Genomic DNA, 22527 nt, shown 5'->3' with positions numbered 1-22527 from the left:
CGGGTGCGGCGGGGCCGCGTGTGGGGCCCACATAGGGTGGCCGGGCACCCGACCGGGGGGGGGGCCGACGGTCCCGGTCCCCCGCCCGCCCCCCACCGCTGTGCCGTGCTGCTCGGTGCCGTGCTCAGTCCACGCGTTCCGTGTGCCGCGGGTGGAGCAGCGTCCTGACCTTCTCGGCGATCTTGGTCGTGGAGACCCCGTAGCGGTCGTTGAGGGTGGGCAGGGCGCCGGCGTCGAGGAACTCGTCGGGCAGCCCGATGGGGGTGATCTGCCGCAGGACGCCGTCGCGGACGGCGGTGTGGGCGACCGCGTCGAAGAGGCCTCCGATGACGGTGTGGTTCTCGCAGGTGAGCACCAGCCGGTCCTTGGCGAGCTCGGCCAGGATGGTGGCCTCGTCGAGGGGCTTGAGGGTGGGCACGTGCAGCACGGCGACGTCCACCTTGTCGGCCTCCAGGGCCTTGGCGGCTTCCAGGGCGCGTTCGGTCATCAGGCCGGTGGAGATCAGCAGGACCTCGGCCCCGTCGCGGATCAGCTTGGCCTTGCCGAGCTCGAAGGTGTAGTCGTACTCGTCGAGCACCCGCGGGACCTTCCCGCGCAGGATCCGCATGTAGGTGGGTCCGTCGTGGGCGGCCAGCTGGGCGACGGCCTGCTCGATGTCCACCGCATCGCAGGGGTCCACGATCGTGAGGTTGGGCATTCCCCGCAGGATCGCCACGTCCTCGGTGGCCTGGTGGGAGGGCCCGTAGCCGGTGGTGAGCCCGGGCAGGGCGCAGACCATGTTCACGTTGAGGTTCGCCTCGGCGATGTCCAGGCACAGGAAGTCGTAGGCCCGGCGCGTCGCGAACACGGAGTAGGTGGAGGCGAAGGGCACGAAGCCCTCCATGGCCAGCCCGGCGGCGGCCCCGAGCAGGGCCTGCTCGGCCATGCCGACCTGGTAGAACCGGTCGGGCATCGCGTCGCGCAGGATGTGCAGGTCGGTGTACTTGGCCAGATCGGCCGACAGGCCCACGACCCGGTCGTCGCGTTCGGCGAGCTCCACCAGGGCGTGGCCCAGGGGAGCGGCGGTGGTCCGCTGCCCTTCCCGGGCCAGGGAGGCGCTCATCGCGTCCGAGGTCAGCCGCTTCTTCTGGGTGGCGGTGTTCGGGGTGGTGTTCATGCCTGGGACGACTCCTTCAGTCGGTCGTGGGCCTTCTGCCACTCGTCGGCGGCGACGGTCATGAAGTGCAGCTTCTCGCGGTTCTCCAGGAAGTCCACGCCCTTGCCGAGCTTGGTGTTGGCGATCAGGCACCGCGGCTGGTTCGCCTCGATGGTCCGCAGTTCTTCCAGGGCGGTCAGGACGGCGGCGACGTCGTTGCCGTCGACCCGGCGGGTGATCCAGCCGAAGGCCTCGAACTTGCCCTCGATCGGCTCCATGCCGAGCATGTCCTGGCTCTTGCCGTCGGCCTGCTGGTCGTTGAAGTCCACGATCGCGATCAGGTTGTCGAGCTCGTGGTGGGCGGCCACGGCGGCGGCCTCCCAGGTGGAGCCCTCGTTGAGCTCTCCGTCGGAGAGGATGTTGTAGACGAACGCCGGGTTGTTCTTGCGCTTGAGCCCCAGGGCCACGCCGTTGGCGACCACCAGGCCGTGGCCCAGGGACCCCCCGGAGATCTCCACCCCCGGCGTGTAGGACGCCATCGCCGACATCGGCAGCCGGGAGTCGTCGGTCGCGTAGGTCTCCAGCTCCTCCAGCGGCAGGAACTTCGCCTCGGCCAGGGCGGCGTACAGGGCGATGGCGTAGTGGCCGATCGAGAGCAGGCACCGGTCCCGGCCCTCCCACTCCGGGTCCTCCGGGCGCAGGTTCAGCTGGTCGGCGTAGAGCACCGCCAGGACGTCGGCGATGTCCAGGGCCTGGCCGATGTAGCCCTGCCCCTGCACCTCGCCCTGGATCAGTGCGTTGGTCCGGATGCGGAAGGCCGCCTCCTTGATCCGGGTCAGACGCTCGGGCTCGACCGGAGCGATATCAGTCGTTGGCTGCATGGGTTTCCCCTCATGTGGTGGTGGTCGGATCAGCCGGTCGCGCGATACGGCGTCCTGGTGGCCGCGGAACTGGTGCCTGTCGACACGGTCTGTGGTTGGCATCACAGTACGCCGTTCAACTGTTAACAGTCAACAGAAAAGATGACATCTTGATCCTCCCGGAGAAGTGCCGCCCCCGCACATCCGGCCCGGTCAACGGTTAACCGGGCCCGTATGATCGAGGGGTGAGTCGCAGTCACTGTGCGGCGGTACGTTCATGGCACTGATGTCGTCAGCGGAGCCGACCGGGCCGACACTTCCGGGGTTCCGTTCAACGCGCGGCAGGAGGCGGCGGTGCCCCCGCCGCGTCCGACCAGTCCACCTCCAGCTTCCGAAGGATGACCACGATGACCTCTCAGACAGCGGCCCTGGCCGGACTGGCCAAGGTGAACCTGCGCCAGCAGGCTCTGACGGCGCTGCGTCGGGCCATCACCACCGGCGAGCTGCCCCCGGGCACCCACCTGGTGGAGACGGAGCTGTCCGAGCAGCTGCAGATCAGCCGGGGCACCCTGCGTGAGGCCATGCGCCAGCTCCAGCAGGAGGGGCTGATCGCCGCCGGAGCCCGTGGCCGGCTGTCCGTGCGCAGTCTGGATGCCAAGGAGATCGTCGACATCTTCGCCGTCCGGGCGGCCCTCGAGTCCCTGGCCGTGCGCACGCTCAGCCGAGCGGAGCATCGCGATGCGGCCGTGGCCACACTGCGTGACGCGGTGCGGGCCATGGATGAAGCCGTCGGCCACACGTTGGAGGAGCGGATCGAGGCGGACCTGAACTTCCACCGAACGCTGTGCCGCCTCACGGACAACGCCATGCTCCTGCACTCGTGGCAGGCCCTGGAGGGGTCGATCCGGATGTCGTTCATGTGGGCCGGCATGGACCGGGCCGTGGGCAACATGCGCGTGGACCGGCACACCGCCATCGTCGATGTCATCGCGGCCGGGGACGCCCCGGCAGCCGCCGACTACATGCTCTCCCACATGGACGAAGCCGCGGCCAACCTCGTCTCCTGAGCACCGGCTGTCGAGGTGCCGCCTCCGGCCGATCGCCTCGGACTCGCAGGCCCGGGCACTGCGATGCCCAGCCGGGGGCCGACGGCCCGGAACCGGATGACGTCTCGCCGAAACTGAGCTGACCGGTCGACGCGAGCCCCTCTGTCCACGGGGGCGGTCGGACGAGCCCGGACGGATCCGCACCAGCACCCCGCGAACTGCGCCATGTCATCCCCCCGCGCGGCATATTGCGGGCCGGAGACATCGCACGGCTCCGTATGCCGTCCGCAACTCGCCCGGCTGTCAGCCCTTCTGACCCAGGGAGCTGGTGCTCCAGCCCGTCGTGGACCCTGACGGTGGGCCTGCCAGACCCATCGGCCGACTTCGGCCTGTCCGCCCTGTCCAGCGGGCCACGGCTGTGCTGCCGGTCTTCGCCCGGTTGCGGCTCTGGCTGCGGCTCCCGCCTGCGCCGGGGAACCGATGGGCTTCTTGGGCGGCATCATGCGGAGGTTTGCCGGAGGGGCCGCCCCCCGCAACCGGAGAAGCCCGTCACCAGGGCTGGATGGACCTATCCCATCTCGTCGATCAATCATTGCGTCTCGTGTGTGCTCTGTGCCACACTTCCAGCAACAGCAGTTGACTGTTAACAGTCAACTGAAGTCGTGGTCAGTGGTGAGCCGGCCGAGGACAGACATGCATCCGCCCGAGCCCGTGCCGGGAACCGCCGCTCTCGGGTGGTAGGACCGGTCGGGTCAGGCGGTGGTGTTTCGGTGCAGTGAAGCCCGATCACCGGTCGCTGCGGCATGCCACGGCCCTGCTCGCCTCCGTCATGCGGAGCACCGCCCGTGTGACCCGACCACCATCCGCTTGCCGGTCCGTCCGGCGTCATCCACAGAGGAGCAGACATGGACACGCTCGTCCTGGTCCATCTCGCCATCTCGGTCATCGGCATCGTCCTGATGATCGTCTGGGCGAAGATCAACCCCGTCGTCGCACTCGTCGTCGGCGCACTGTACCTGGGCGTCGCCGCCGGGCTCGGCTTCACCGAATCAGTGGCCGCCGTCAATGCCGGCTTCGGGGCGCTGATGGCCGAAGTGGGCCTGATCATCGGCTTCGGCGTCATGATCGGCACCACGCTGACGGCCACCGGCACGATGCAGCGTGTCGTCGACGGGCTGCTGAAACTCGTCGGGCCCAAGCGGTCGCCCTACGTCCTGGGACTGACCTCGGGCATCATCTTCCCGTCGATCTACTTCGACGTCGCCCTGGTCATCCTCGCCCCGATCGCCGGTGCCATCGCCAAGCGCACCGGCAAGAGCATCGCCACCCTGGCCGGTTCACTGGCCATCGGCCTCGAGGTCGGGCTGCTCATCGTGGTCCCGGGTGTGGCGGCGATCGCCGTCGCCGGACCACTCGGCGTGGAGATCGGCACCATGCTGATCTGGGGCATCCCCCTGGGCATCTTCTTCATCATCTCCAGCATCTTCGTGCACGACCTGATGATGCGGAAGATCTTCGACCCCGCCACGGACCAGGACCACAGCTTCGACGACTCCATCTTCGGCGAGTCGATCGAGGAGGAACGCGCCCGCCTCGAGACCCAGCGCGAGACGGGCCCCACCACCGTGGGCACCACCGAGGTCGCCGGCACCTCGGCGGGCACCCTGACCGTGACCGCCCCGACCCGGCAGATGCCACTGGTCGTCGCCATGCTCCCCGTGATCGTGCCGATCCTGCTCATCATCCTGGACACCGTCACCGGACTCATCGGCCAGGAAGTCCCCGTCCTCGGCTTCCTCGGCAGCCCCGTCGTCGCCCTGCTCATCGGCCTGCTCATCGGCATCGTCCTGGCGGTCCCCGCCGTGACCCGCGACGGCATCGACGACCTGCTCACGCGGGGCGCTCAGACCTCCGGCTCGATCCTCCTGTTCACCGGCGTGGCCGGGTCCCTGGGCCAGGTGATCACCGAGGTCGGCATCGGCGACATGATGGCCGCCCTTTTCCAGGCCAATGCCGCGATCCCGGTGCTGCTCACCTGGACCGTGGCCGCCGTCCTGCGCATCGCCCAGGGATCGGCCTCGGTGGCCGCGATCACCGCGGCGACCCTGCTCGCCCCGATCATGGGCTCCATCGAGGCCGCGCCGATCCTGATCCTGCTGGCCGCCGGCACCGGCGCCGCGTTCGGCGCCCACGTCACGGACAACACCTTCTGGATCTTCAAGCAGATGCTCGGGTTCACCACCAAGGGCACGTTCAAGATCTACACGCTCGCCCAGTCCACCTTCGCCGTGATCGGCTTGGGCGTGTGCCTGCTGCTCGACCTGTTCATCTGAGTATGCCCTGCCCGTCACGCCCTCAGGAGGCTCCCATGTCACCCGCTCCACCGCCCCGGATCACCTTCATCGGAATCGGAGCCATCGGCCTGCCCATGGCCGAGCAGCTCCTCGGCGCCGGATTCGACGTCACCGGTGTCGACCCGTTCGCCGAGCAGCGGGCGAAGGCCACCGCACGGGGCCTGCGCGCCGAGGAGACCCCGGAATCCGCGGTCGCGGCCGACGTCGTCGTGTGCATGGTGGCCACACCGGAGCAGCTGCGGGCGGCCACCCTGGGCGAGGCAGGGGTGCTCCGGCAGATGCCGGCCGGCAGCGTCCTGGTGGTGATGAGCACCGTCGGCCCCCGTGCGGTGCGTGAGGTGGCCGCCGCGGCCCCACCTGCGGTGAGCGTGCTCGACGTGCCCGTCACCGGCGGGGTCGCCCGGGCGATCACCGGTCAGCTCAGCCTGTTCGCCGCCGGCGACCCCGCCGCGATCGACGACGTGCGGCCGGTCCTCGACGCACTGGGGGCGATCATCGACTGCGGCACGGAGATCGGCCAGGGCCAGGCCTACAAGGCGGTCAACCAGCTGCTGTGCTCGGTGCACATCGTGGCCGCCGCCGAGGCACTCGCCCTCGCGGAGGAGCTCGGACTGGACCCGGAGAGGGTGCTGCCCGCCGTCGCCGGCGGTGCCGGGGGGTCCTGGATGCTCTCCGACCGCGGCCCGCGCATGCTGCAGGGCCTGGACGCCGAGGTGACGAGCACCATCGGCATCTTCGTGAAGGACTCGACCCTGGTGAAGGACATCGCCGACGAGATCGGCTTCGACGCCCCGATGATCAGCGCCGCCCAGGCGAGATACCAGGCCGCCAAGGACGCCGGCTGGGACCGGAAGGACGACTCCCAAGTCATCCAGACCTACCGGCGGTGATCCGCCCGCCCACCCCACCACGTCCAGACGAGCACCATGGGTCGGCGCCCCGGACACGAGGCGGCGAGAGAGATCGCCGCGTGGCCTGCGGCCCGGTCGGCGGCGGACCAACGTTGCAGTAGGGGTTCCTCGTCCGCGCCAGCAGTGTCTGCGGCATCAATTCACCTGCGGCCCGGCGGTGCGACGCCGCAGCGCGAGCGGCAGAGTCAGCAGTGAGATCGCACCCGTGATCAACAACGCGGTGCTGAACGAGGTCCCTGCGGCGATCATGCCCACCAGGACCGACCCGAGACCGGTCCCGATGTCGAAGCCGATGTTCCACACCGCACTGGCCGTACCGTAGTGCGGCCGGCTGACGGCGTGGAAGGTCACGACCAGGGTGAGGTTCTGCAGGCCGCCGTAGCTGATGCCCACCATCGCTGCTCCGATCATCAACATCGGGGCCTCGGTGGCCCGGGGATCGCGGACCGCCCAGGCGATGGTCATCATGCCGGCCGTGGTCAGCAGCACAAGCGGCGCGATGAACCGGCGTGGGCCGTACCTGTCGGACAGTGCGCCGATCCGCCAACGAGTGAGTGCGGCGGCGAGGTTCATCAGCAGCAGCGCCAGGGCGGTCAGCGCGGCACTGCTGCTCATCTGGGCCATGAAGGTGATCAGCGCGCCGCCGGCCAGGGTGACGCCGGTCAGCAGCGCCATCGGAGGGAGGAGGCGCAGGTAGGGCGCCCGCTCATCCTCCTCGTCCCCCTCCGGGACGCCGTCCAGCATCCGGGCCAGACCGATCGCGGGCACGACGGCGACAACGGGCAGGGCTGCCAGGGTGAACACGACCCAGAATCCGAGCTGTTCGGCGATCCAGGGTCCCGCCGACAGGAACAGGATCTGCGGTCCCGCGATCGCCAGGCCGTAGGCACCGATCGCCTTCCCGCGACGCTGTGGCTCCACCAGCTCGGCCACCAGTGCACTGCCGGTCACGGTCAGTACGCCGAATCCGAGCCCGCGCACCGCGGAGAGCACCAGGGTCGGCCCCAGGGCGTCACTGACGCCGTGGGCCAGGGCGGGCAGTCCCAGCAGGAGCATGCCCGCCACAAGGACCGGCGCCCAGCCGAAGCGGCGCAGGGCCCTGGGGACGAACAGCTGGGTGAGTACGGTGAAGAGCATGAGCACGCCGTTGACCAGCCCCGCGCCGGCGGTGTCAGCGCCGCCGTGCACCGCCCACAGTGGCGCGACGGCCAGCAGCGCGGCATATCCCGAGAAGCCCAGGGCGGTCATCGTCAGCATCAGCGGCATCCCCGGCGCCCGCCAGACCGAGTTGTTCACCATCGATCGTGGCCCGTGACGACGGCCCCGTCATCGTGGCGCGCCTCAGCGGGGGCTGTGCGGCGTAGCGGCCCTACGGGTGACTGCTGGTCGCGGACAATGATGATCGACATGATGACGCCAGCCTATGTCCGGCATCCTTCGATCCCTCGACCTGGGGGATCGCGACAGGGCCGGTCGCCAGCACGGGCGCCGGGCCCCAGCGATGCGGCCGGTGAGGCGCTGCTCCAGGAAGCCGAGGCCGCCACCGCCCGTGCCCTGGCCGACCGGCCGGTGGACCAGCTTCCGCACGTGGCCGCGTGGCGGGAGGCCTACCGGGCGTTCGGGGCGAAACCGCAGCGCACGCGCAACAGCCTGGAGGCCCTGACGCGCCGAGCGGCCTCCGGGCTGCCGCGGGTGAACCGGCTGACCGATCTCTACAACGCGGTCTCGGTCCTGCACCAGATCCCACTCGGCGGGGAGGACCTGGCCGGCTACCACGGAGCGCCGCGACTGGTACGCGCCACCGGCCAAGAGCCCTTCGACACGGTGGCCGGCGGTGAACCGGTGATCGAGCACCCCGAACCCGGCGAGCTGGTGTGGTGCGACCAGTCCGGGGTGACCTGCCGCCGCTGGAACTGGCGCCAGGGCCGGCGCACCGCACTGACAGCGGAGACCACCACGGCCCTGTTCATCCTCGACGCGCTGGCGCCCATGACGGACGAGGCCCTGCACGCCGCCGAGGACCTCGCCACCCGCCTGGCCGATCTCGGCCCCGACGTGCGGAGCGCCCGCCGCCTGTTCACTGCCGGCGACCAGCACACCCCAGGGGACCCGTCATGACCCTTCGTCGCCCTTCCCCCACGGCGGTGCCGCCGCGATCCACCATCCGTTCCACCGAAGGAGACAGCACCATGTTCACCGGTTTGAGCGCCTTCCCCCTCACCCCCCTGGCCGACGATGCGGTGGACGAGTCCGCTTACGTGGGCCTGATCCGACGGCTGGCGGCGGCGCAGGTGGACTCCATCACCGCCCTGGGCTCCACCGGCTCCTACGCCTACCTCAGCACCGAGGAACGACGCCGTGTCGCCCACCTGGCCGTCGAGCACGCCGGGGACGTCCCGGTGTTCGTCGGCATCGGTGCCCTGCGCACCTCCCACGTCCTCACCCACCTCGAGCACGCCCAGCAGGCCGGAGCCGCCGCGGTGCTGCTGGCTCCGATGAGCTATCAGCCGCTGACCGACGACGACGTGGTCGGGCTCTTCGACACCGTCACCGCGCACTCCTCGGTGCCGGTGATCGTCTACGACAACCCGGGCACCACCCACGTCACCTTCACCACCGAGCTCTACGGCCGCATCGGGCAGCTGCCCGGTATCGCCTCCCTCAAGATCCCCGGCGTGCCCGCCGACCCCCAGCAGGCCCGGGCGCGGGTGCGCGAGATCCGCGCGGTGCTCCCGGCCCACGTGAGCATCGGCATCTCCGGGGACGCCACGGCCGCCGCCGGACTGACCGCCGGCTGCGACGCCTGGTACTCGGTCCTCGCCGGCACCCTGCCGGCCCCGGCCCTGCGCATCGCCCGGGCCGCCCTGGACGGACGGGCCGAGGAGGCCGCGGCAGCCTCCGACCGGCTGGCACCGCTGTGGGAGCTGTTCGCCGAGTTCGGGAGCCTGCGGGTCGTGGCCGCGTGCGCCGAGCAGCTGGGCCTGGCTCCCAGGGCCTGTCTTCCGCTGCCCCTGCAGGGCCTCGACGAGGGGCAGCGCGATCGGGTGGCCCGGGTGGTCGGCGACCTCGGACTCGACCATCACCGCTGACATCAGGAGCTCCGCAGGGCGGATCGCCGGGGCGCAGCACTGGCGCGACATGTCTTCGCCGCGACCCCGGTGCGCAGCACCGACGGGGGAGCGGCGGACGCCATCGTGCTCGTGGCCCGGGGCGGCGGACTGTCCGGATGGGTGGCGGGACTGTGGGCCTCGGTCACCGCTTCCCACCTGCTCGGACCGTTCATCGCCCGGCGCCTGGACACCGCCCGCGACGGGCGCAAGGTCCTCGCCATCCCGGCCCGGACACTGCGCCTGGTCCTCAGGTGCGGCCCGCTGCGCGGGGCGGCGGACCGCCTCAGGAGCGCCCTCGCCGTCCTCGCTGCCGCCGCCGTTGCCAGCATCGTCGATCGATCCCGCCCGATCTGAATCAGGCCACAGCTCAGGCCGTCCCCTCCGATTCACCTGTGGCCCGCTACCGGTCACTGCCCACGAGAACGACGTCACCGTTGAGGTTTCGTTCCGGTATGGGCCCAGGCGTTGGCGTGGCTATGTCTTGGCCGGGGGTGCTTGATCGGCAGTAGCGGCTGGGTCGGGGCGGCCGAGGGTTTCGACCGCGGTCATGAAGGCCTCCCACTGGTCGTTCAGTTCGTGGAGCTGTTCGAGTCCTGCGGTGGTCAGTGCGTAGACCTTCCGCGCGGGGCCCGGTCCGCTCTGCTCCCACCGTGCGGTGATCGCACCATCGTCTTCGAGCCGTCCGAGGGCGGGATAGAGCTGAGCTCCCTTGATGGGTTGAAGTCCTGCCGAGACGAGCGCCTGGGAGATCCCGTACCCGTGCCGCGGTGCCACCGCGAGCACACGGAGGAGGAGCATCGGCAGGGATGCGCGCTGCCACGCGGGGAGGGTCATTGCCTCGCCCTCCAGGGTCGGTCGCCCCAAGCGGTGCCCAGCACCACGGCCGCGGACAGCACGAACGCCAGCGCGACCGGGATCGTCAGCGCCCCCCAGCTGTGGGCGGTGACGATGAGGGCGGCGATGACCAGGGGTGTGAGCGTGCCGGCGAGTGTGAGGACCCACCAGCGCCGTGTCCGAGCGATCCGATGGGTCGCGGCCAGATCGCGCGCCAGCACCAGCGGGTGCCCGAACTCGGCGTAGGCCGAGGTGCCGGACAGCTCCAGGGCCTGCTCGATCTCGGTGACGTGGTCCCGAACGGATCTGGAGGGCACCAGGCGGGTGCGCAGCCCGCTGGTGAAGCGACGCAGCCACTGCTCGTCGTTCCATTCCTGGCGAAGCACCTGTTGCGGCATCCGCTGGGAGACCGCCAGCAGGACCACCCCGGGGGTGAGCATCGCCGAAGCCAGCAGTACCACGGGGACATCGCGTGCCGCGTAGTGCCCGGATCCCAGGTTTGCCGCGAAGGCGATTCCCGCGACGACGACCGCGCCGAGGACGACAGAGACGCTGATCGTCACCCCCGCTCGGCCGGCAACGAATAGAGCTCGAAGCACCACCCACCCGAGGAAGGCCAGGAGCACACTGGCGGCGACGAGCACATGGGTGATGTCGACGTCGATGGACCACCCGTGGCGCAGGACCTTGAGCAGCGCCGCGACAGCGCTGATGCCCGTCAGCCTGCCGCCGATCTCCTGCAGTACCGGCCGCAGCCCTGCGCCGAGGGAAGTTCGTACCTCTTCCTCGACTGTCGCAAGTTCAGCGGCATCTTCCGTGGCCAGTGCCGTGGGATCACCGAAGAGCTCGGCAGCAGAGACCTGGGCCACCCGGACCGCGTCGAGCAGCTCGTGCTCACGTTCCTGGAGCGAGGACTCCGGGACGTGCTTGCCCGTCATCACCGTTCGGTAGCGCGAAGCCCATCCCCGGTCCTGCGCCGACCACTGATCCGCATCCATGCTGGCCACCTTGTATCTAGGTCAAAAACGTATCTACATACAAGCACGAGGCGGCGGTGTTGGCAACGTCCTGCCGGTCGGGTGTGGCGGATGGGTCTGTGGCAGGGCGTGCGCCCGATCTCCACCGACTCCCAGTTCCGCAGCGCCCTACAGTTGATCTAGAGGCGGGGAGCCGGCCACCCAGGTCGCCCGCCATCTGGACATCTCTGGAGCGGCCTTGTACCCCCGGATACTGGGATCGGCCATCTGGATGCCGCTGCGGACGCACGGCACTCCTGCGGGACCATGCCGTCCTGAGGGCCACGCACCGATTCCATCGAATACTCCACCCTCGGTGGAGCAGAGGAGGGACAACTCTTGGTGAAGGCTCCGGTTCGCGAGAAGCGGAAGCGCATCCTGGCGACGATCGCCTGGGCGTCTTTCCCGGTCTCCACCGCGCTGACGCTGATGCTCCTCGATTGGCAGGGCACGGGAGTGGCCAAGCCGCTGTGGACGTTCGCGCTGCCCCCGGTCAGTGGACTGGTGGGTGGCATTGCCGGATTCCGCGCGCAGAAGGAGATTCTGGGGGCTGTGGCTGTCGCCTTCGGTCTGCTCTGCGTTCCGGTGGCGATCTTCGTCGTCGGACTGGTCTACGGGCCCTGACCATGAGCACGATGGCGATCCGCAGCTCGGGTTCCCGACGGGTGCTGCACGGCAGTCGCCGTTGAGGGTCCGTCCTTCGGAACATGAAGACGCGTCGGCAGGACCGGATTGCCGCGGCTCGGTACGATGCACCACATGTCCATCAAGTTCGAGAACGTCGGTATCGCCGTCCGTGACCTCGACGCGGCGATCGCCTTCTTCACCGACCTCGGACTGACCGTCCTGGGCCGGGACACGGTCAGCGGGGAGTGGGCGGACACCGCCGTCGGCCTCGACGGCAACCACGTCAACATCGCCATGCTCCAGACCCCGGACGGCAACGGTCGCCTCGAGCTCTTCGAGTACATCCACCCGGAGGCGATCGAGACACAGCCCACCCGGCCTCACGAGATCGGCATGCACCGCGTCGCCTTTTCCGTCGACGACATCGACGACGCCCTCGAGATCGCCGCGAGGCACGGCTGTCACCCGCTGCGCGGGGTAGGGACCTACGGGGACGCCTACAAGCTCGCCTATGTCCGCGGCCCCAGCGGCATCATCGTGATGCTCGCCGAAGAACTGCACAGCCGCTGACGACGGGTCAATCCGGACGTTGCCAGGGGTTCTCGGCCTGCTGCTCCCAGCCGGCCTCCTCGAGGGTGCCGATCGAGGGGTCCTCGATGCCGGGCACCTGCGCGAACCGTCCTGACATGCGCCTATTCTCCGGGTGCGGCCGGGCCCGGTCGCCCGGCCCGGTGTGCTCGAGCGTCCGGGTCGTCCGGTCGCTGCGCACCGCCGGCCGTGCCGTGCATCCGGATCAGACCCGTGGCGCCGTCGATGGTGACCACCTGGCCCTCGGTCAGCAGGGTGGTGGCGTCGGGCACGCAGATGACGGCCGGGATGCCGTACTCGCGGGCCACGGTCGGGCCGTGGGCGATCGTGGAGCCGGTCTCCGTGATGAGTCCGCCGAGGGTCAGGAACAGCGGGGTCCAGCCCGGGTCCGTGGTCGGGGCGACGAGGATGTCACCGGGCTGCAGCCTCGCCTCCGACGGGTGGTGGACGATCCGCACCGGCCCGGTCACGATCCCGGTGGCCGCCGGCTGGCCGACCAGCACGTCCGGCCCGTGCTCGGGCGCGGTGGCGTCGGGCAGGGCCTGGGGGTTCGTGCCGTCGGACAGCAGCAGGCCGGGGACCTGCCGCCGTCGGGCCTCGCGGTGGTGCTCCCTGCGCCGACCGGTCACCACCGCGCGCAGGTCCGCGCCGTGCGAGGCGTCGAGGGCCTCGTCCAGGGTCAGGAACATGATGTCCTCCGGCTGCTCCAGCAGGCCGCGCCCGGTGAGCTCGGCCCCCGCGGCGAGCAGCTGCCGGCGCACCTCGGCCAGCGGGGTCAGCCAGAGGAACTTCGGCAGCTCGCGCAGGCCGGCCAGCTCCCGGCTGCGGCGCAGCATGGACCCGGCAAGGCGGGCCCGCAGCGGCCGGGTGCGCCTGGCGCGTGCGACGAGGTCAGCCAGGGCGGCCTCGGCCTCGACGGCGGCGCGGGCGAACCGGGCCGGCGGGGCCTGGTCCGGGTCGGTCACCTGCAGGTACCCGGCCAGGGCGGCGAACACGGGAGTGGGGTCGTCGGCCCACCGGGGGGAGCCGACGTCGATCTCGGCGCTGCCGCGGATCCCGTACTCCGCCAGGAAGGCCGACAGGCCGAACTCGGGCAGCTCGCCGCGCGAGAAGCGCGCGGCGAGCTCGTCCGGGGCAGCGCCGACCAGCAGATCGCGGTGCGGGCGGGCGGCCTCGGCCACGGACCAGAGCTTCAGGTCCATCTGGGTGGTGACGTTGTGGGGCATCCCGCGCAGGGTCGCGTTCAGCTCGCCGGGCTGCAGGATGCCGTCCAGCAGCCAGCCGGCCACCCCCTGGGCGATGAGCGCCGCCCACAGGGGCGGCAGGGAGCGCATCATCGGTCCGGTCATCGTCGCGTCCTGCAGCCCGGCGGCGGAACGGACCCTTTCCGCCGTGTCCGCCGGTTCGGTCCGGGGCTGCCGGCGGACCTGTTCGAGTTCGTGGAACGCGCGCTCGCGGGCGGCGGCGGGCCGGGCCAGGGCCCGCAGCGCGCCGAGCAGCGAGGCGGGGACGGTGGCCAGGAGCAGCCGCGCGGTCGCACCGGCGGAGAACACGCGCTGACCGGGACGGGGCGCGTAGCGGGGGTCGTCCAGGACGCGCCGCACGCCCCGCGCCACGGCCGGACCGTAGACCTGCACCATCTCGGGGACGCGGGAGTGCAGGCGCGGGCTGCGGACGAGGCCGGTGAGGTCCATGAACAGCCGGCCGCCGATCTCGACGAGGAACGGATCCACCACGGCGTCGTCGACGCCGATGATCTGCAGCCAGCGGCGGGTCGTCTCCCGCAGCACGGACACGCCCATGGGGGTGACCGGGCGCCGCAGGCCCTGCATGTGGCCGACCTCCATGTAGACCCGTGGGTCGCCCTGCACCGGGTCGGTCCCGGCCGGGAGCGGGAAGAGCGTGGTGATGGGCCGGGACTGCAGCAGCCAGAGCGTGCCCTCGGCGTCGTAGGCGAACTCGATGTCCTGCGGGCTGCCGAGGGCGCGCTGCACCCGCTGCCCGGTCGCCTGGAGCTCGCGGAGCTGGTCGGGGGAGAGGCAGCCGTGCTCCTGTGTCCCGGGGAGCGGACCCTGGCCGGGCAGGACGTAGTGGTCGGTGTCCATGGTGCCGTCCACGACTCCGGTGCCCAGCCCCGGGACCGCGTCGATGACGGTCTCCGTGCGGGTGCCGGTCAGCGGGTTGGCCGTGAACATCACCCCGGCGGCCGCCGGGGTGATCATGCGCTGCACGACGACGGCCATCGCGAGGTCGCCGGTCTCCAGCCCCTGACCGGCCCGGTAGGCGACGGCGCGCTCGCTGTGCACGGAGTCCCAGCACTGCCGGACGGCCTCGAGCAGTGCGTCCCCGCCCTCGACGTCGAGGACGGTGTCCTGCTGGCCCGCGAAGCTTGCGTCCGGCAGGTCCTCGGCCGTGGCGCTGGAGCGGACGGCGACGGGACCACCGCCGAGGTGCTCGTAGGCCGTCAGCACCGCCCGCTCGGGGACGGCGCCCGAGCGGTAGGCCTCGGTGGTCAGGCAGAACCCGTCCGGCACGCGCTCGCCGGCGGACAGGAGGGCTCCGAGACCGACGGCCTTGCCCCCGACGAGCGCGGTGGTCGCCGAGGTGATGTGGGCCAGGTCGATCACGTCCATGGGATGCCTCTCTGGTGCCCCGGGGCCGGCGGGAGGTGCGCAACGGGCAGCGCCATGGGGCGTCCGGTGGCCCGTTCACAGCCGATGATCCGGCCCGCCGATCGGCGGGTCAACCTCCCCGTGCCGTGAGGCACTGGCGTGACGGCGCGGCGGTGCCGGTGGTCGACACGGACCGGTTCCCCCGGCGTGGCCGGTCCGTCCGCGGGGGTCGTTCCGGTCGGCCGCGCGGGGAGCCCGCTCAGATCCAGGAGACGAGCACGGGGACGGTGGTCGTCAGCCCCAGCGCCACGAAGACCGCCCCGGAGGTGAGCTCGATCCTGCGGGCCACGGTGGGACGGTTGAGCCAGGTGCCGGCGGTGTGGGCGGCCAGGGCCACGAGGAGCAGGTAGACCCCGATGGTGGCCGCCACCGTCCCGCCCATCACCACCACGACGAACAGCGCCCCGGCCCCGGGCGGGGTGAACTGGGGCAGCAGGGCCAGGAAGAACAGCCCGGTCTTCGGGTTGGTGAGGCAGCACACCAGCCCTGCGGCGAAGGCCGATCGCGCCCTCGGCCCGGAGGGCTCCCGGCGGTCCGGGGCGGCGGTGACGGTCGACCCCGCGGTCAGTGCCACGCCGACGGTCATCGGCACGGCGGTGGCCGGGGCGGGAGCGTTGGCGGTGATCGCCCGATAGCCCAGGTAGAACAGGTAGGCGCCCCCGAGGATCCGCAGAGCCTGGAAGGCGGCCGGGGAGCTGTCCAGGAAGGCGGCCACGCCCACCGCGACCAGCCCCGCCCAGACGAATACCCCCACCGCGGACCCGGCGGCGGCCAGCATCCCGGCCCGGCGCTGCCGCAGGGCGCAGCCCAGGGTCAGGACGGTGTCGGGTCCCGGGGTGAGGGCCAGGACCACGGCCACGCCCAGCAGGGCCAGATAGCTCGAGGTGTCCACGGCAGCTCCTTGTCGATCAGTACTCGGTGACTTCTACCGTGCCACCGCGTCACCCTTCAGCACTAGCAATGATTTCCGTGGCATTGGCAGGTGAAAGCGTACGATCGGGGCATGCTCGACCCGCACCGGCTCACCATCCTGCGCGCGGTCATCGCCGCCGGCTCGATCCACGCCGCCGCCCGGAACCTCCACCTGGCCCCGGCCACCGTCAGCCAGCACCTCCGCGCCCTGGCCCGTCAGACCGGGCTGGTGCTGTTCGAGAAGAGCGGCCGGGGCATCGAGGCCACCCCGGCCGCCCGGCACCTGTGCGAGGCCAGCGCGGAGACCCTCAGCAGCCTGGAACGCCTCGAGCGCACCGTGGAGGATCTGCGGCAGGGCCGGGCCGAGCAGATCGCCGTCGCCTGCTTCGCGTCCCTGGCCCAGGCCTGGATGCCCGGGGTGGTGGTCGCCCTGCGTGCCCGGTCCCCGGACGTGGTGGTGGAGATCAGCATCAACGAGCTGCACTCCACCGGAGGCCGCCGGGCCCCCGACGTCGACGTGCGCAACGAGTCCCTCCACGGGCCCCTCGTCCACCTGGAGGGATACCAGCGCCATGCCCTGCACGAGGAGGACTTCTGCGTGGTGCTGCCGGTCGGCCACCCGCTGGCCGCACGCCCCGCGGTGACGATGGCCCAGCTGCGCGACGAGCCCTGGATCGACCACGACATCCACGACGGCCCCACCGGGCGCATCATCACCCGCGCCTGTCACGCCGCCGGCTACACCCCGCACTACGTCGCCCGTCTCGACGACCACCATGCGGCCACCAGCCTCGCCGCGGCCGGGCTGGGCATCACGGTGCTGCCCCGGATCGCGCTCGCCGGGCTGCCGGCGGCTCTCACCTCGAGGCCGCTGGTCGACCCGGCCGTGCACCGGCGCATCGTCGCCCACACCCGCAGCCACCCCACCCGGGCGCGGCTGATCCACACGGCCCTGACGGCGCTGCGCGAAGCCGCTCGACGGAGCCGCCCGGCACCACCGGACGAGCACTGACTCCGCGACCGCTCGGACGGACCCCGTGCTCGCATCGCGCCCCCGACGCCGGACGCGGACGGCAGGACGCCCGCTCAGGGCTGTGCTCCGGTGCGCGTGTGGCGCAGCACCGGGCGCTTGGCCCGGGGGAGTCCTTCGACGACGAGCTCGTAGGCGTTCAGCACCAGCTCCTCGACGAGGTCCGGGGTGATCCCCGGGCCGGCGGCGAGGGAGATCCAGTGCTGCTTGTTCATGTGGTAGCCGGGGGTGATCGTGGGGAACTCCTGGCGCAGCGCCATCGCGTGCGGGGGCTCGCACTTGAGCGTCACGATCGGCTTCCCGGGTGCTTCCGTGGTCATCAGGAAGATCTTGCCCACGACCTTGAACACCTCGTGGTCCGGGCCGAAGGGGCAGGTGTGCGTCACGGCCGGCAGTCCGGCGGCCGCCTCCATGGCGATCTGCTGAAGTCTCGTCCCGTCCACGCCGCTGCTATCCGCGGGACCGGGGGTGGCGGACCTCGTAGCCGACCTGGACCATGCCGTTGTCGAAGCGGCGCTCCCGGAGGAGGCGCAGCTCCAGGGACAGCCCGTCGGGGAAGACCGGGGTGCCGCCGCCCACCGCGACCGGGCACAGCAGGAGCTCGACCACGTCGACCAGCCCCAGCCGCAGGGCGCTGCCGGCCAGGGTCGGGCCCTCGATCGTGAGGTCGCCGGACGCCTCGGACCTCGCGCGCTCGAGAGCCGCGGCGGTGAACTCCCGCTCGAGCCGGGTGCGCTCGGTCCAGGTCCGGCCGAGGGAGGAGGAGAAGACGATCTTCTCGGCGCGCTTCCAGGTCTCCGCGAAGCGCGCCGACTCCGGGGACCACGTCGCCGCGGACGGGTCGGTCTCCCAGACGGCCATGGTCTCGTACATGCGCCGCCCGTAGAGATAGGTGCTGACCGGTGCCAGGTCCGTGGTCAGGGCGGCGACGACGGCCTCGTCGGGCACGGCCCAGGAGAAGCTGCCCTGCTCGTCCGAGTTGTAGCCGTCCAGCGAGGAGGCGACGGAGTAGATCACTTTCCCCATGCCCCCACTCAACCCGCCGGAGCTGCCCGGGCACAAGAGGGGCAGCGGATCCGAGGTCCGTCGTGCGTCCAGCGGCGGGTCGTCAGCCGTGCCCGTCCCGGTCCTCGCCGCGGCGGGACGCCTCCGCCCGCGCGGCAGCACGCACGTGCGGGTCGGCGGCGTTGTCGGCCGCGTGGCGACGGTCGGCGGCGCTCAGGTGGTCGCTGCCGAGCGCGGCAGCCGCCACGTCGACGTCGCTGTGGTGCAGGGTGATGTCGAGCAGCTCCGCCGTGTCCGTCAGCTCCTCGACGCCGTCGGCGGTCCAGGCCTGGACCCGGCGTCGGTGGTCGGCCTCCTTCTGCGCCAGCTGCCGCATCAGCTCACCCGTGTTGATGACAGAGGTGATGGGCTGGGAGTCGTCGTGCTTCGTCACCGTGTCCTCCTGGGGGTCCGTCCGTGGTCGTTCCATTCATAGCCCACGACGCCGTCCCCTGTGGGGAACCGGCCGTCCCCGGAGGCGGAAAGCAGCCCCGCGGGCCCGGGTCCGCCGCGTCGCGGAGCTCTGGGCTGCGGCTTCTGCGAGATCAGCCGCTCCCGCGTGTCGCGCCCTGGCCCGGCGATCTCCCGCCGCCGCGTCACGGTCGCCCACTGATCGCCGGACCCCGAACAGGGTCCCTCCGCCCGCTCCGGGTGGCGGGGCCCTCGGGGTGGGAGGACGGTGCAGGAGTCAGCGGACTTCGCGGAGGGAGCCGTCGGTGACGTCGTAGACGAAGCCCCGCACGCTGTCCCGGTGCGGGACGAAGGGGTTCTCGGTGATCCGCGCCATGGACCGGCGGACGTCGTCGTCGGGATCGGTGAAGGACTCCGGTGACCACGGCGGGCGCATCCCGGTGTCGGCCTCGATCTGTGCCGTGAAGGCGTCGTCGGTGAAGGTGAGCATGCCGCAGTCGGTGTGGTGGATGAGGATGATCTCCCGGGTGCCCAGCAGTCGCTGGCTGATGACCAGGGACCGGATCTCGTCGTCGGTGATCACCCCGCCCGCGTTGCGGATGACGTGGGCGTCGCCCTCGCTCAGCCCCAGCAGTCCGTAGGGGTTGAGCCGGGCGTCCATGCAGGCCACCACGGCCACCGGCAGGGCCGGGGGCATGGGCAGATCGCCCTTGGTGAAGGCGGCGGCGTAGGCCTCGGCGTGGTCCAGGAGGTCGTCGGTGGCGCTCATGGCGGGTCCTTTCCTCGACGGGTGCGGCGGACCGCGTCCCGGGGGCCGGCTTCGGTCCCCGGTGTCCCCGGGCGCTGCGGTCCGACCCGTCCGGAGCCGCCCGGTCCGCTCCTCACCCTAGGACCGGGCGTCGCCCGTGCACACCCCTCCCGTGGTCATCGTTCGCGACGCGGAGGCCGGTTCCGGGGCCCGGCGCTGCGACCGGCTCCTCACTCCGGACCGCCCCGCAGCACGTCCACGTGCACGTGGTCGAGGTGGCGCAGGATCTCGTTGCCGGGCTCGGGCGCGTCGTAGTCCCGCCACCGCCCCCGCGAGCTGTGCGCGCTCCAGAAGCGGTCGTCGAAGATGACGTACTGGACGTCCAGGTCCTCGGCGTGCGCGACCAGCCAGTGGGCCAGCAGCCACCCCTCGCGCCGGTTCTCCTCGGTCACGGGGCGGAAGAAGACGTCGACGGCGCGGCCGTCGTAGTGCGTCGACTCCTCGCCGTGCCCCTGGCCGACGCCGCCGGGGGCGAACCCGCCCAGACTCTGCTCTCCGAACACCTCGGTCATCGCTGCGCGCACCCGCTCGGCGCGCGGGGTCAGGCCGGTTGCGGTCAGCTGCTGCTGCGGCAGGTCGTCGGCCGCTGAGCCCCGGCAGCTCAGGCTCGCGCCGGCGTCCTCGGGTGGTCCGTCGGCCAGGCGCCGCAGCACCGCCGGGTCGAGGCCGGAGGTGTCCGGGGCCTCCACCCCGCGGGCGGCGAGCGCCACCGCGGTCGTGGCCCGCTTTGCCTCCTCGCGGTCGAGCCCGACCGCTCCGTCCGCGGTCTCGACGACGCACTCGGCGCCCCAGGTCAGCCCGCCGTCTCCGGTGCGCAGGCCGCTGACCAGGCCGGGTCTGAGGAGCACCAGTGCTCCCGCCAGCATCCCGAGCACGAGAAGCAGTGCGAGGAGCGAGCGCAGGGGGCGGCTCCGGTCCCGGTCCCGGTGCGCGGTGCCGGCGGTTCTGGTGGTTCTGGCGGCGATGATGCACCTGCTTCCGCTCGGGGTGTGGGGATGCCGGCTCCAGCACAGCAGGCGGACCTGGCGAGAACCTGCACGAGACGTGCAGGAAACCGGCTCGTGGCCCCTTGACAGCCCGGTGTGATCCGTATCATGCTGGACCACATGAACCTGTCAGACAGCCGGACAGTCGGACAGCCGGTGGAGCGCTTCAGTGCGGCGGAGGCCGTCTTCAAGGACCTGCTCGCGCAGATCCGGGAGGGGCGCCTCGCCGTGGGGGAGAAGCTGCCCTCGGAGGCTGCGCTGGCCCAGGGGTACGGCGTGAGCCGGTCCGTGATCCGCGAGGCGCTGCGCTCCTGCGCGGCGCTGGGTCTGACCGTCAGCCGCACCGGCAAGGGGACGTTCGTCGTCTCCCAGCGGGTGGCCGAGGACCTGGCCCTGGGCGCGTACTCGGCCCGGGACCTGCACGAGGCCCGGCCGCACATCGAGGTCCCCGCGGCCGGTCTCGCCGCGCGCCGCCGCACCGAGGAGGACGTGCGCTTCCTGCAGGACGTCGTGGCGGCGATGGCGGCCGAGGACGACCCCCAGGCCTGGGTCGAGCTGGACACCAGCTTCCACGCCGCCGTCGCCCGGATCAGCCACAACCGGGTGTTCGAGAAGGTCATCGCCGACATCCGCGAGGCGCTCTTCCACCAGTCCGAGACCCTCAACGTGGTCGCGGCCCGCCAGAAGCGCTCGGACGAGGAGCACCTGCGCATCTTCCACGCGATCCGCGACGGCTCGGCCGACGAGGCGGAAGCCGCCATGCAGGACCACCTCGCGGCCGTGCGCGGCGCCCTCGGCGCCATCACCGGCGAGTAGCCCGCCGGCCGCGTCCCGGCCACTGTTCCGGCCTCCCGGCCTCCGCTCGAGCAGGCGCGGTCCTCGCCCTGCTCGTCCGTCGTCCTGCCCTCGACCCTGCCCTCCGTTCCGCGCGGGGCGCCCTCCGGCGCCTCCCTCCGGCGCGCGCCCCCGCTCGCACCGATCACCTCCAGCAAGGACCCAGCATGACCACCGCAGCCCTCGAGGCACCTCTGTCCACCGCCCGCCCGCAGCACGTGCCCGTCGCCGAACAGGTCCGCGACGGCGTTGTCGAGAGCGTCCACCACGGCTCGCTCGTGGCCACGGACGCCGCCGGGCGGATCCTGCTCGAGGCCGGAGACCCCCTGGCCCTCTTCTACCCCCGCTCCTCCCTCAAGCCGCTGCAGGCGGTGGCCATGCTCCGCGCCGGCCTCGAGCTGCCCGGGCCCCTGCTGGCCCTGGCCGCGGCCAGCCACTCCGGGGCGCCCCGGCACCGGGACGGCGCGCGCCGCATCCTCGCCGGCCACGGCGCGGACGAGACCCCCCTGGAGAACGTGCCCGACCTGCCGTACGGACCCGCCGAACGGGCCGCCGCCCTGCGCGCCGGCGAAGGGCCCACCCGCCTGGCCCAGAACTGCTCCGGCAAGCACGCCGCCATGGTCGCCACCTGCCGGGTCAACGGCTGGCCCGTGGCCGGCTACACCGGCCCCGGCCACCCGCTGCAGCTGCTGATCGCCCAGGTCGTGGCGGAGCTGACCGGCGAACCGCTGGGGCCCGGCAGCACCGACGGCTGCGGCACACCCCTGCACGCCGTCACCCTCCGGGGCATGGCCACCGCCTTCGCCCGGCTGGCCTCCGCCGCCCCGGGCACGCCCGAGGCCTGGGTCGCTTCCGCCATGACCGGGCACCCCGAGCAGGTGGCCGGCGAGGGCCGTGACGTCACGGAGCTCATGCGCAGGGTCCCCGGTCTGCTGGCCAAGGACGGCTTCGAGGGCCTTCAGCTCGTGGGCCTGCCGGACGGGCGCGGTCTGGCCGTGAAGATCGCCGACGGCGCCGACCGCGCCCGGATGCCGGTGACCGTGCAGGCCCTGCAGCGGCTCGGGGTGGACCCCGCAGCGCTCGCCGGCCTGGGCCGGGTCCCTGTGCTCGGCGGGGGCCGCACCGTGGGGTCGCTGCACGCCGTCGCCCTCGCCGCCGCCCCCTGAGCCACTGCTCGCTGTCCCTCCCGCTCCATGAGAGACCGCCCTCGTCCCGCTGACCCACCGTCCCGCTGACCCACCGTCCCGCTGACCCACCGTCCCGCTGACCCACCGTCCCGCTGACCCACCGTCCCGCTGACCCACCGTCCCGCTGACCCACCGTCCCGCTGCCGTCCACCACCTCGTGAT

23 protein-coding genes are annotated in these 22527 nt (G+C 71.9%); 11 read left to right on the top strand and 12 right to left on the bottom strand.

All coding sequences use genetic code 11. The features are described 5' to 3' along the window. Nucleotides 1–124 precede the first annotated feature (124 nt). On the bottom strand, nt 125–1156 hold the full coding sequence (locus ACP7CD_RS06315) for a transketolase family protein (protein WP_017832225.1): 1032 nt from the start codon (nt 1154–1156) through the stop codon (nt 125–127). Next, the gene (locus ACP7CD_RS06310; protein ID WP_017832226.1) at nt 1153–2016 is read right to left on the bottom strand and encodes a transketolase; all 864 of its coding nucleotides are present in this window, start codon (nt 2014–2016) and stop codon (nt 1153–1155) included. Before ACP7CD_RS06310 ends, ACP7CD_RS06315 begins: the two co-directional genes overlap by 4 nt. Nucleotides 2017–2402: 386 nt before the next feature. Between ACP7CD_RS06310 and ACP7CD_RS06305 the strand changes: the two genes are divergently transcribed. The 3 genes from ACP7CD_RS06305 (at nt 2403) to ACP7CD_RS06295 (ending at nt 6285) form a co-directional block, all read left to right on the top strand. Then, nucleotides 2403–3062, top strand: a complete 660-nt coding sequence (locus ACP7CD_RS06305; RefSeq protein WP_017832227.1) for a GntR family transcriptional regulator — start codon at nt 2403–2405, stop codon at nt 3060–3062. An 884-nt stretch (nt 3063–3946) separates the two neighbouring features. Next, on the top strand, nt 3947–5374 hold the full coding sequence (locus ACP7CD_RS06300) for a GntP family permease (RefSeq protein WP_017832228.1): 1428 nt from the start codon (nt 3947–3949) through the stop codon (nt 5372–5374). A 35-nt stretch (nt 5375–5409) separates the two neighbouring features. Then, nucleotides 5410–6285, top strand: coding sequence for an NAD(P)-dependent oxidoreductase (locus ACP7CD_RS06295; RefSeq protein ID WP_017832229.1), 876 nt, complete (start codon nt 5410–5412; stop codon nt 6283–6285). 156 nt (nt 6286–6441) lie between these two features. On the opposite strand, the gene ACP7CD_RS06290 is transcribed toward ACP7CD_RS06295, so the two are convergent. Further along, nucleotides 6442–7605: an MFS transporter gene (locus ACP7CD_RS06290; protein ID WP_017832231.1), complete on the bottom strand. Its 1164-nt coding sequence runs from the start codon at nt 7603–7605 to the stop codon at nt 6442–6444. Between the two features lie 270 nt (nt 7606–7875). Here ACP7CD_RS06290 and ACP7CD_RS06285 point away from each other — a divergent pair, with 270 nt between their 5' ends. From ACP7CD_RS06285 to ACP7CD_RS06275, 3 genes are all read left to right on the top strand, one after another. Continuing rightward, complete coding sequence (locus ACP7CD_RS06285; RefSeq protein WP_426119464.1) at nt 7876–8424, top strand: B3/B4 domain-containing protein; 549 nt, start codon at nt 7876–7878, stop codon at nt 8422–8424. A 71-nt stretch (nt 8425–8495) separates the two neighbouring features. Next, nucleotides 8496–9395 (top strand): dihydrodipicolinate synthase family protein, encoded by a 900-nt coding sequence (locus ACP7CD_RS06280; RefSeq protein ID WP_017832233.1) that lies wholly within the window; start codon nt 8496–8498, stop codon nt 9393–9395. A gap of 69 nt (nt 9396–9464) precedes the next feature. Beyond that, nucleotides 9465–9770 carry a hypothetical protein gene (locus ACP7CD_RS06275; protein ID WP_017832234.1) on the top strand — a complete coding sequence of 102 codons (306 nt, stop codon included), beginning with the start codon at nt 9465–9467 and terminating at the stop codon, nt 9768–9770. A 120-nt stretch (nt 9771–9890) separates the two neighbouring features. On the opposite strand, the gene ACP7CD_RS06270 is transcribed toward ACP7CD_RS06275, so the two are convergent. Beyond that, nucleotides 9891–10250, bottom strand: coding sequence for a PadR family transcriptional regulator (locus ACP7CD_RS06270; RefSeq protein WP_035928611.1), 360 nt, complete (start codon nt 10248–10250; stop codon nt 9891–9893). Next, entirely contained in the window at nt 10247–11248 is a 1002-nt protein-coding gene (locus ACP7CD_RS06265; RefSeq protein ID WP_426119461.1) for a hypothetical protein, read from the bottom strand. The genes ACP7CD_RS06270 and ACP7CD_RS06265 overlap by 4 nt, the downstream gene beginning before the upstream one ends. 360 nt (nt 11249–11608) lie before the next feature. Here ACP7CD_RS06265 and ACP7CD_RS06260 point away from each other — a divergent pair, with 360 nt between their 5' ends. After that, nucleotides 11609–11890: a hypothetical protein gene (locus tag ACP7CD_RS06260; protein ID WP_035928606.1), complete on the top strand. Its 282-nt coding sequence runs from the start codon at nt 11609–11611 to the stop codon at nt 11888–11890. 135 nt (nt 11891–12025) lie between these two features. Then, nucleotides 12026–12463: a VOC family protein gene (locus ACP7CD_RS06255; protein WP_035928799.1), complete on the top strand. Its 438-nt coding sequence runs from the start codon at nt 12026–12028 to the stop codon at nt 12461–12463. A 122-nt stretch (nt 12464–12585) separates the two neighbouring features. Here ACP7CD_RS06255 and ACP7CD_RS06250 read toward each other — a convergent pair whose 3' ends face one another. Continuing rightward, nucleotides 12586–15114, bottom strand: a complete 2529-nt coding sequence (locus ACP7CD_RS06250; protein WP_426119459.1) for a PEP/pyruvate-binding domain-containing protein — start codon at nt 15112–15114, stop codon at nt 12586–12588. Between the two features lie 238 nt (nt 15115–15352). After that, entirely contained in the window at nt 15353–16045 is a 693-nt protein-coding gene (locus tag ACP7CD_RS06245; protein WP_251355862.1) for a LysE family translocator, read from the bottom strand. A 111-nt stretch (nt 16046–16156) separates the two neighbouring features. On the opposite strand from ACP7CD_RS06245, the gene ACP7CD_RS06240 reads away from it, so the two are divergent. Next, nucleotides 16157–17077 carry a LysR family transcriptional regulator gene (locus ACP7CD_RS06240; RefSeq protein WP_426119456.1) on the top strand — a complete coding sequence of 307 codons (921 nt, stop codon included), beginning with the start codon at nt 16157–16159 and terminating at the stop codon, nt 17075–17077. 74 nt (nt 17078–17151) lie between these two features. Here ACP7CD_RS06240 and ACP7CD_RS06235 read toward each other — a convergent pair whose 3' ends face one another. The 5 genes from ACP7CD_RS06235 to ACP7CD_RS06215 form a co-directional block, all read right to left on the bottom strand. Further along, nucleotides 17152–17538 (bottom strand): MmcQ/YjbR family DNA-binding protein, encoded by a 387-nt coding sequence (locus ACP7CD_RS06235; protein WP_031282371.1) that lies wholly within the window; start codon nt 17536–17538, stop codon nt 17152–17154. Between the two features lie 7 nt (nt 17539–17545). Then, on the bottom strand, nt 17546–18121 hold the full coding sequence (locus tag ACP7CD_RS06230; RefSeq protein ID WP_035928595.1) for a dihydrofolate reductase family protein: 576 nt from the start codon (nt 18119–18121) through the stop codon (nt 17546–17548). A gap of 82 nt (nt 18122–18203) precedes the next feature. Then, nucleotides 18204–18533, bottom strand: a complete 330-nt coding sequence (locus tag ACP7CD_RS06225; RefSeq protein WP_109222674.1) for a hypothetical protein — start codon at nt 18531–18533, stop codon at nt 18204–18206. 294 nt (nt 18534–18827) lie between these two features. Continuing rightward, the gene (locus ACP7CD_RS06220; protein ID WP_426119454.1) at nt 18828–19319 is read right to left on the bottom strand and encodes a beta-class carbonic anhydrase; all 492 of its coding nucleotides are present in this window, start codon (nt 19317–19319) and stop codon (nt 18828–18830) included. Nucleotides 19320–19528: 209 nt separating this feature from the next. Next, entirely contained in the window at nt 19529–20206 is a 678-nt protein-coding gene (locus ACP7CD_RS06215) for a hypothetical protein (RefSeq protein WP_426119452.1), read from the bottom strand. 258 nt (nt 20207–20464) lie between these two features. Here ACP7CD_RS06215 and ACP7CD_RS06210 point away from each other — a divergent pair, with 258 nt between their 5' ends. Together ACP7CD_RS06210 and ACP7CD_RS06205 are read left to right on the top strand one after the other, a co-directional pair. Beyond that, nucleotides 20465–21160 carry a FadR/GntR family transcriptional regulator gene (locus tag ACP7CD_RS06210; protein WP_426119450.1) on the top strand — a complete coding sequence of 232 codons (696 nt, stop codon included), beginning with the start codon at nt 20465–20467 and terminating at the stop codon, nt 21158–21160. Nucleotides 21161–21345: 185 nt separating this feature from the next. Next, entirely contained in the window at nt 21346–22344 is a 999-nt protein-coding gene (locus ACP7CD_RS06205; RefSeq protein ID WP_426119448.1) for an asparaginase, read from the top strand. Nucleotides 22345–22527: the final 183 nt, after the last annotated feature.

It is taken from the genome of Kocuria sp. LHG3120, from assembly GCF_049897445.1.
Taxonomy (GTDB): domain Bacteria; phylum Actinomycetota; class Actinomycetes; order Actinomycetales; family Micrococcaceae; genus Kocuria; species Kocuria rosea.
Note: the sequence above shows the minus strand (reverse complement) of the source record. Positions and strands in the feature narration are given on the sequence as shown.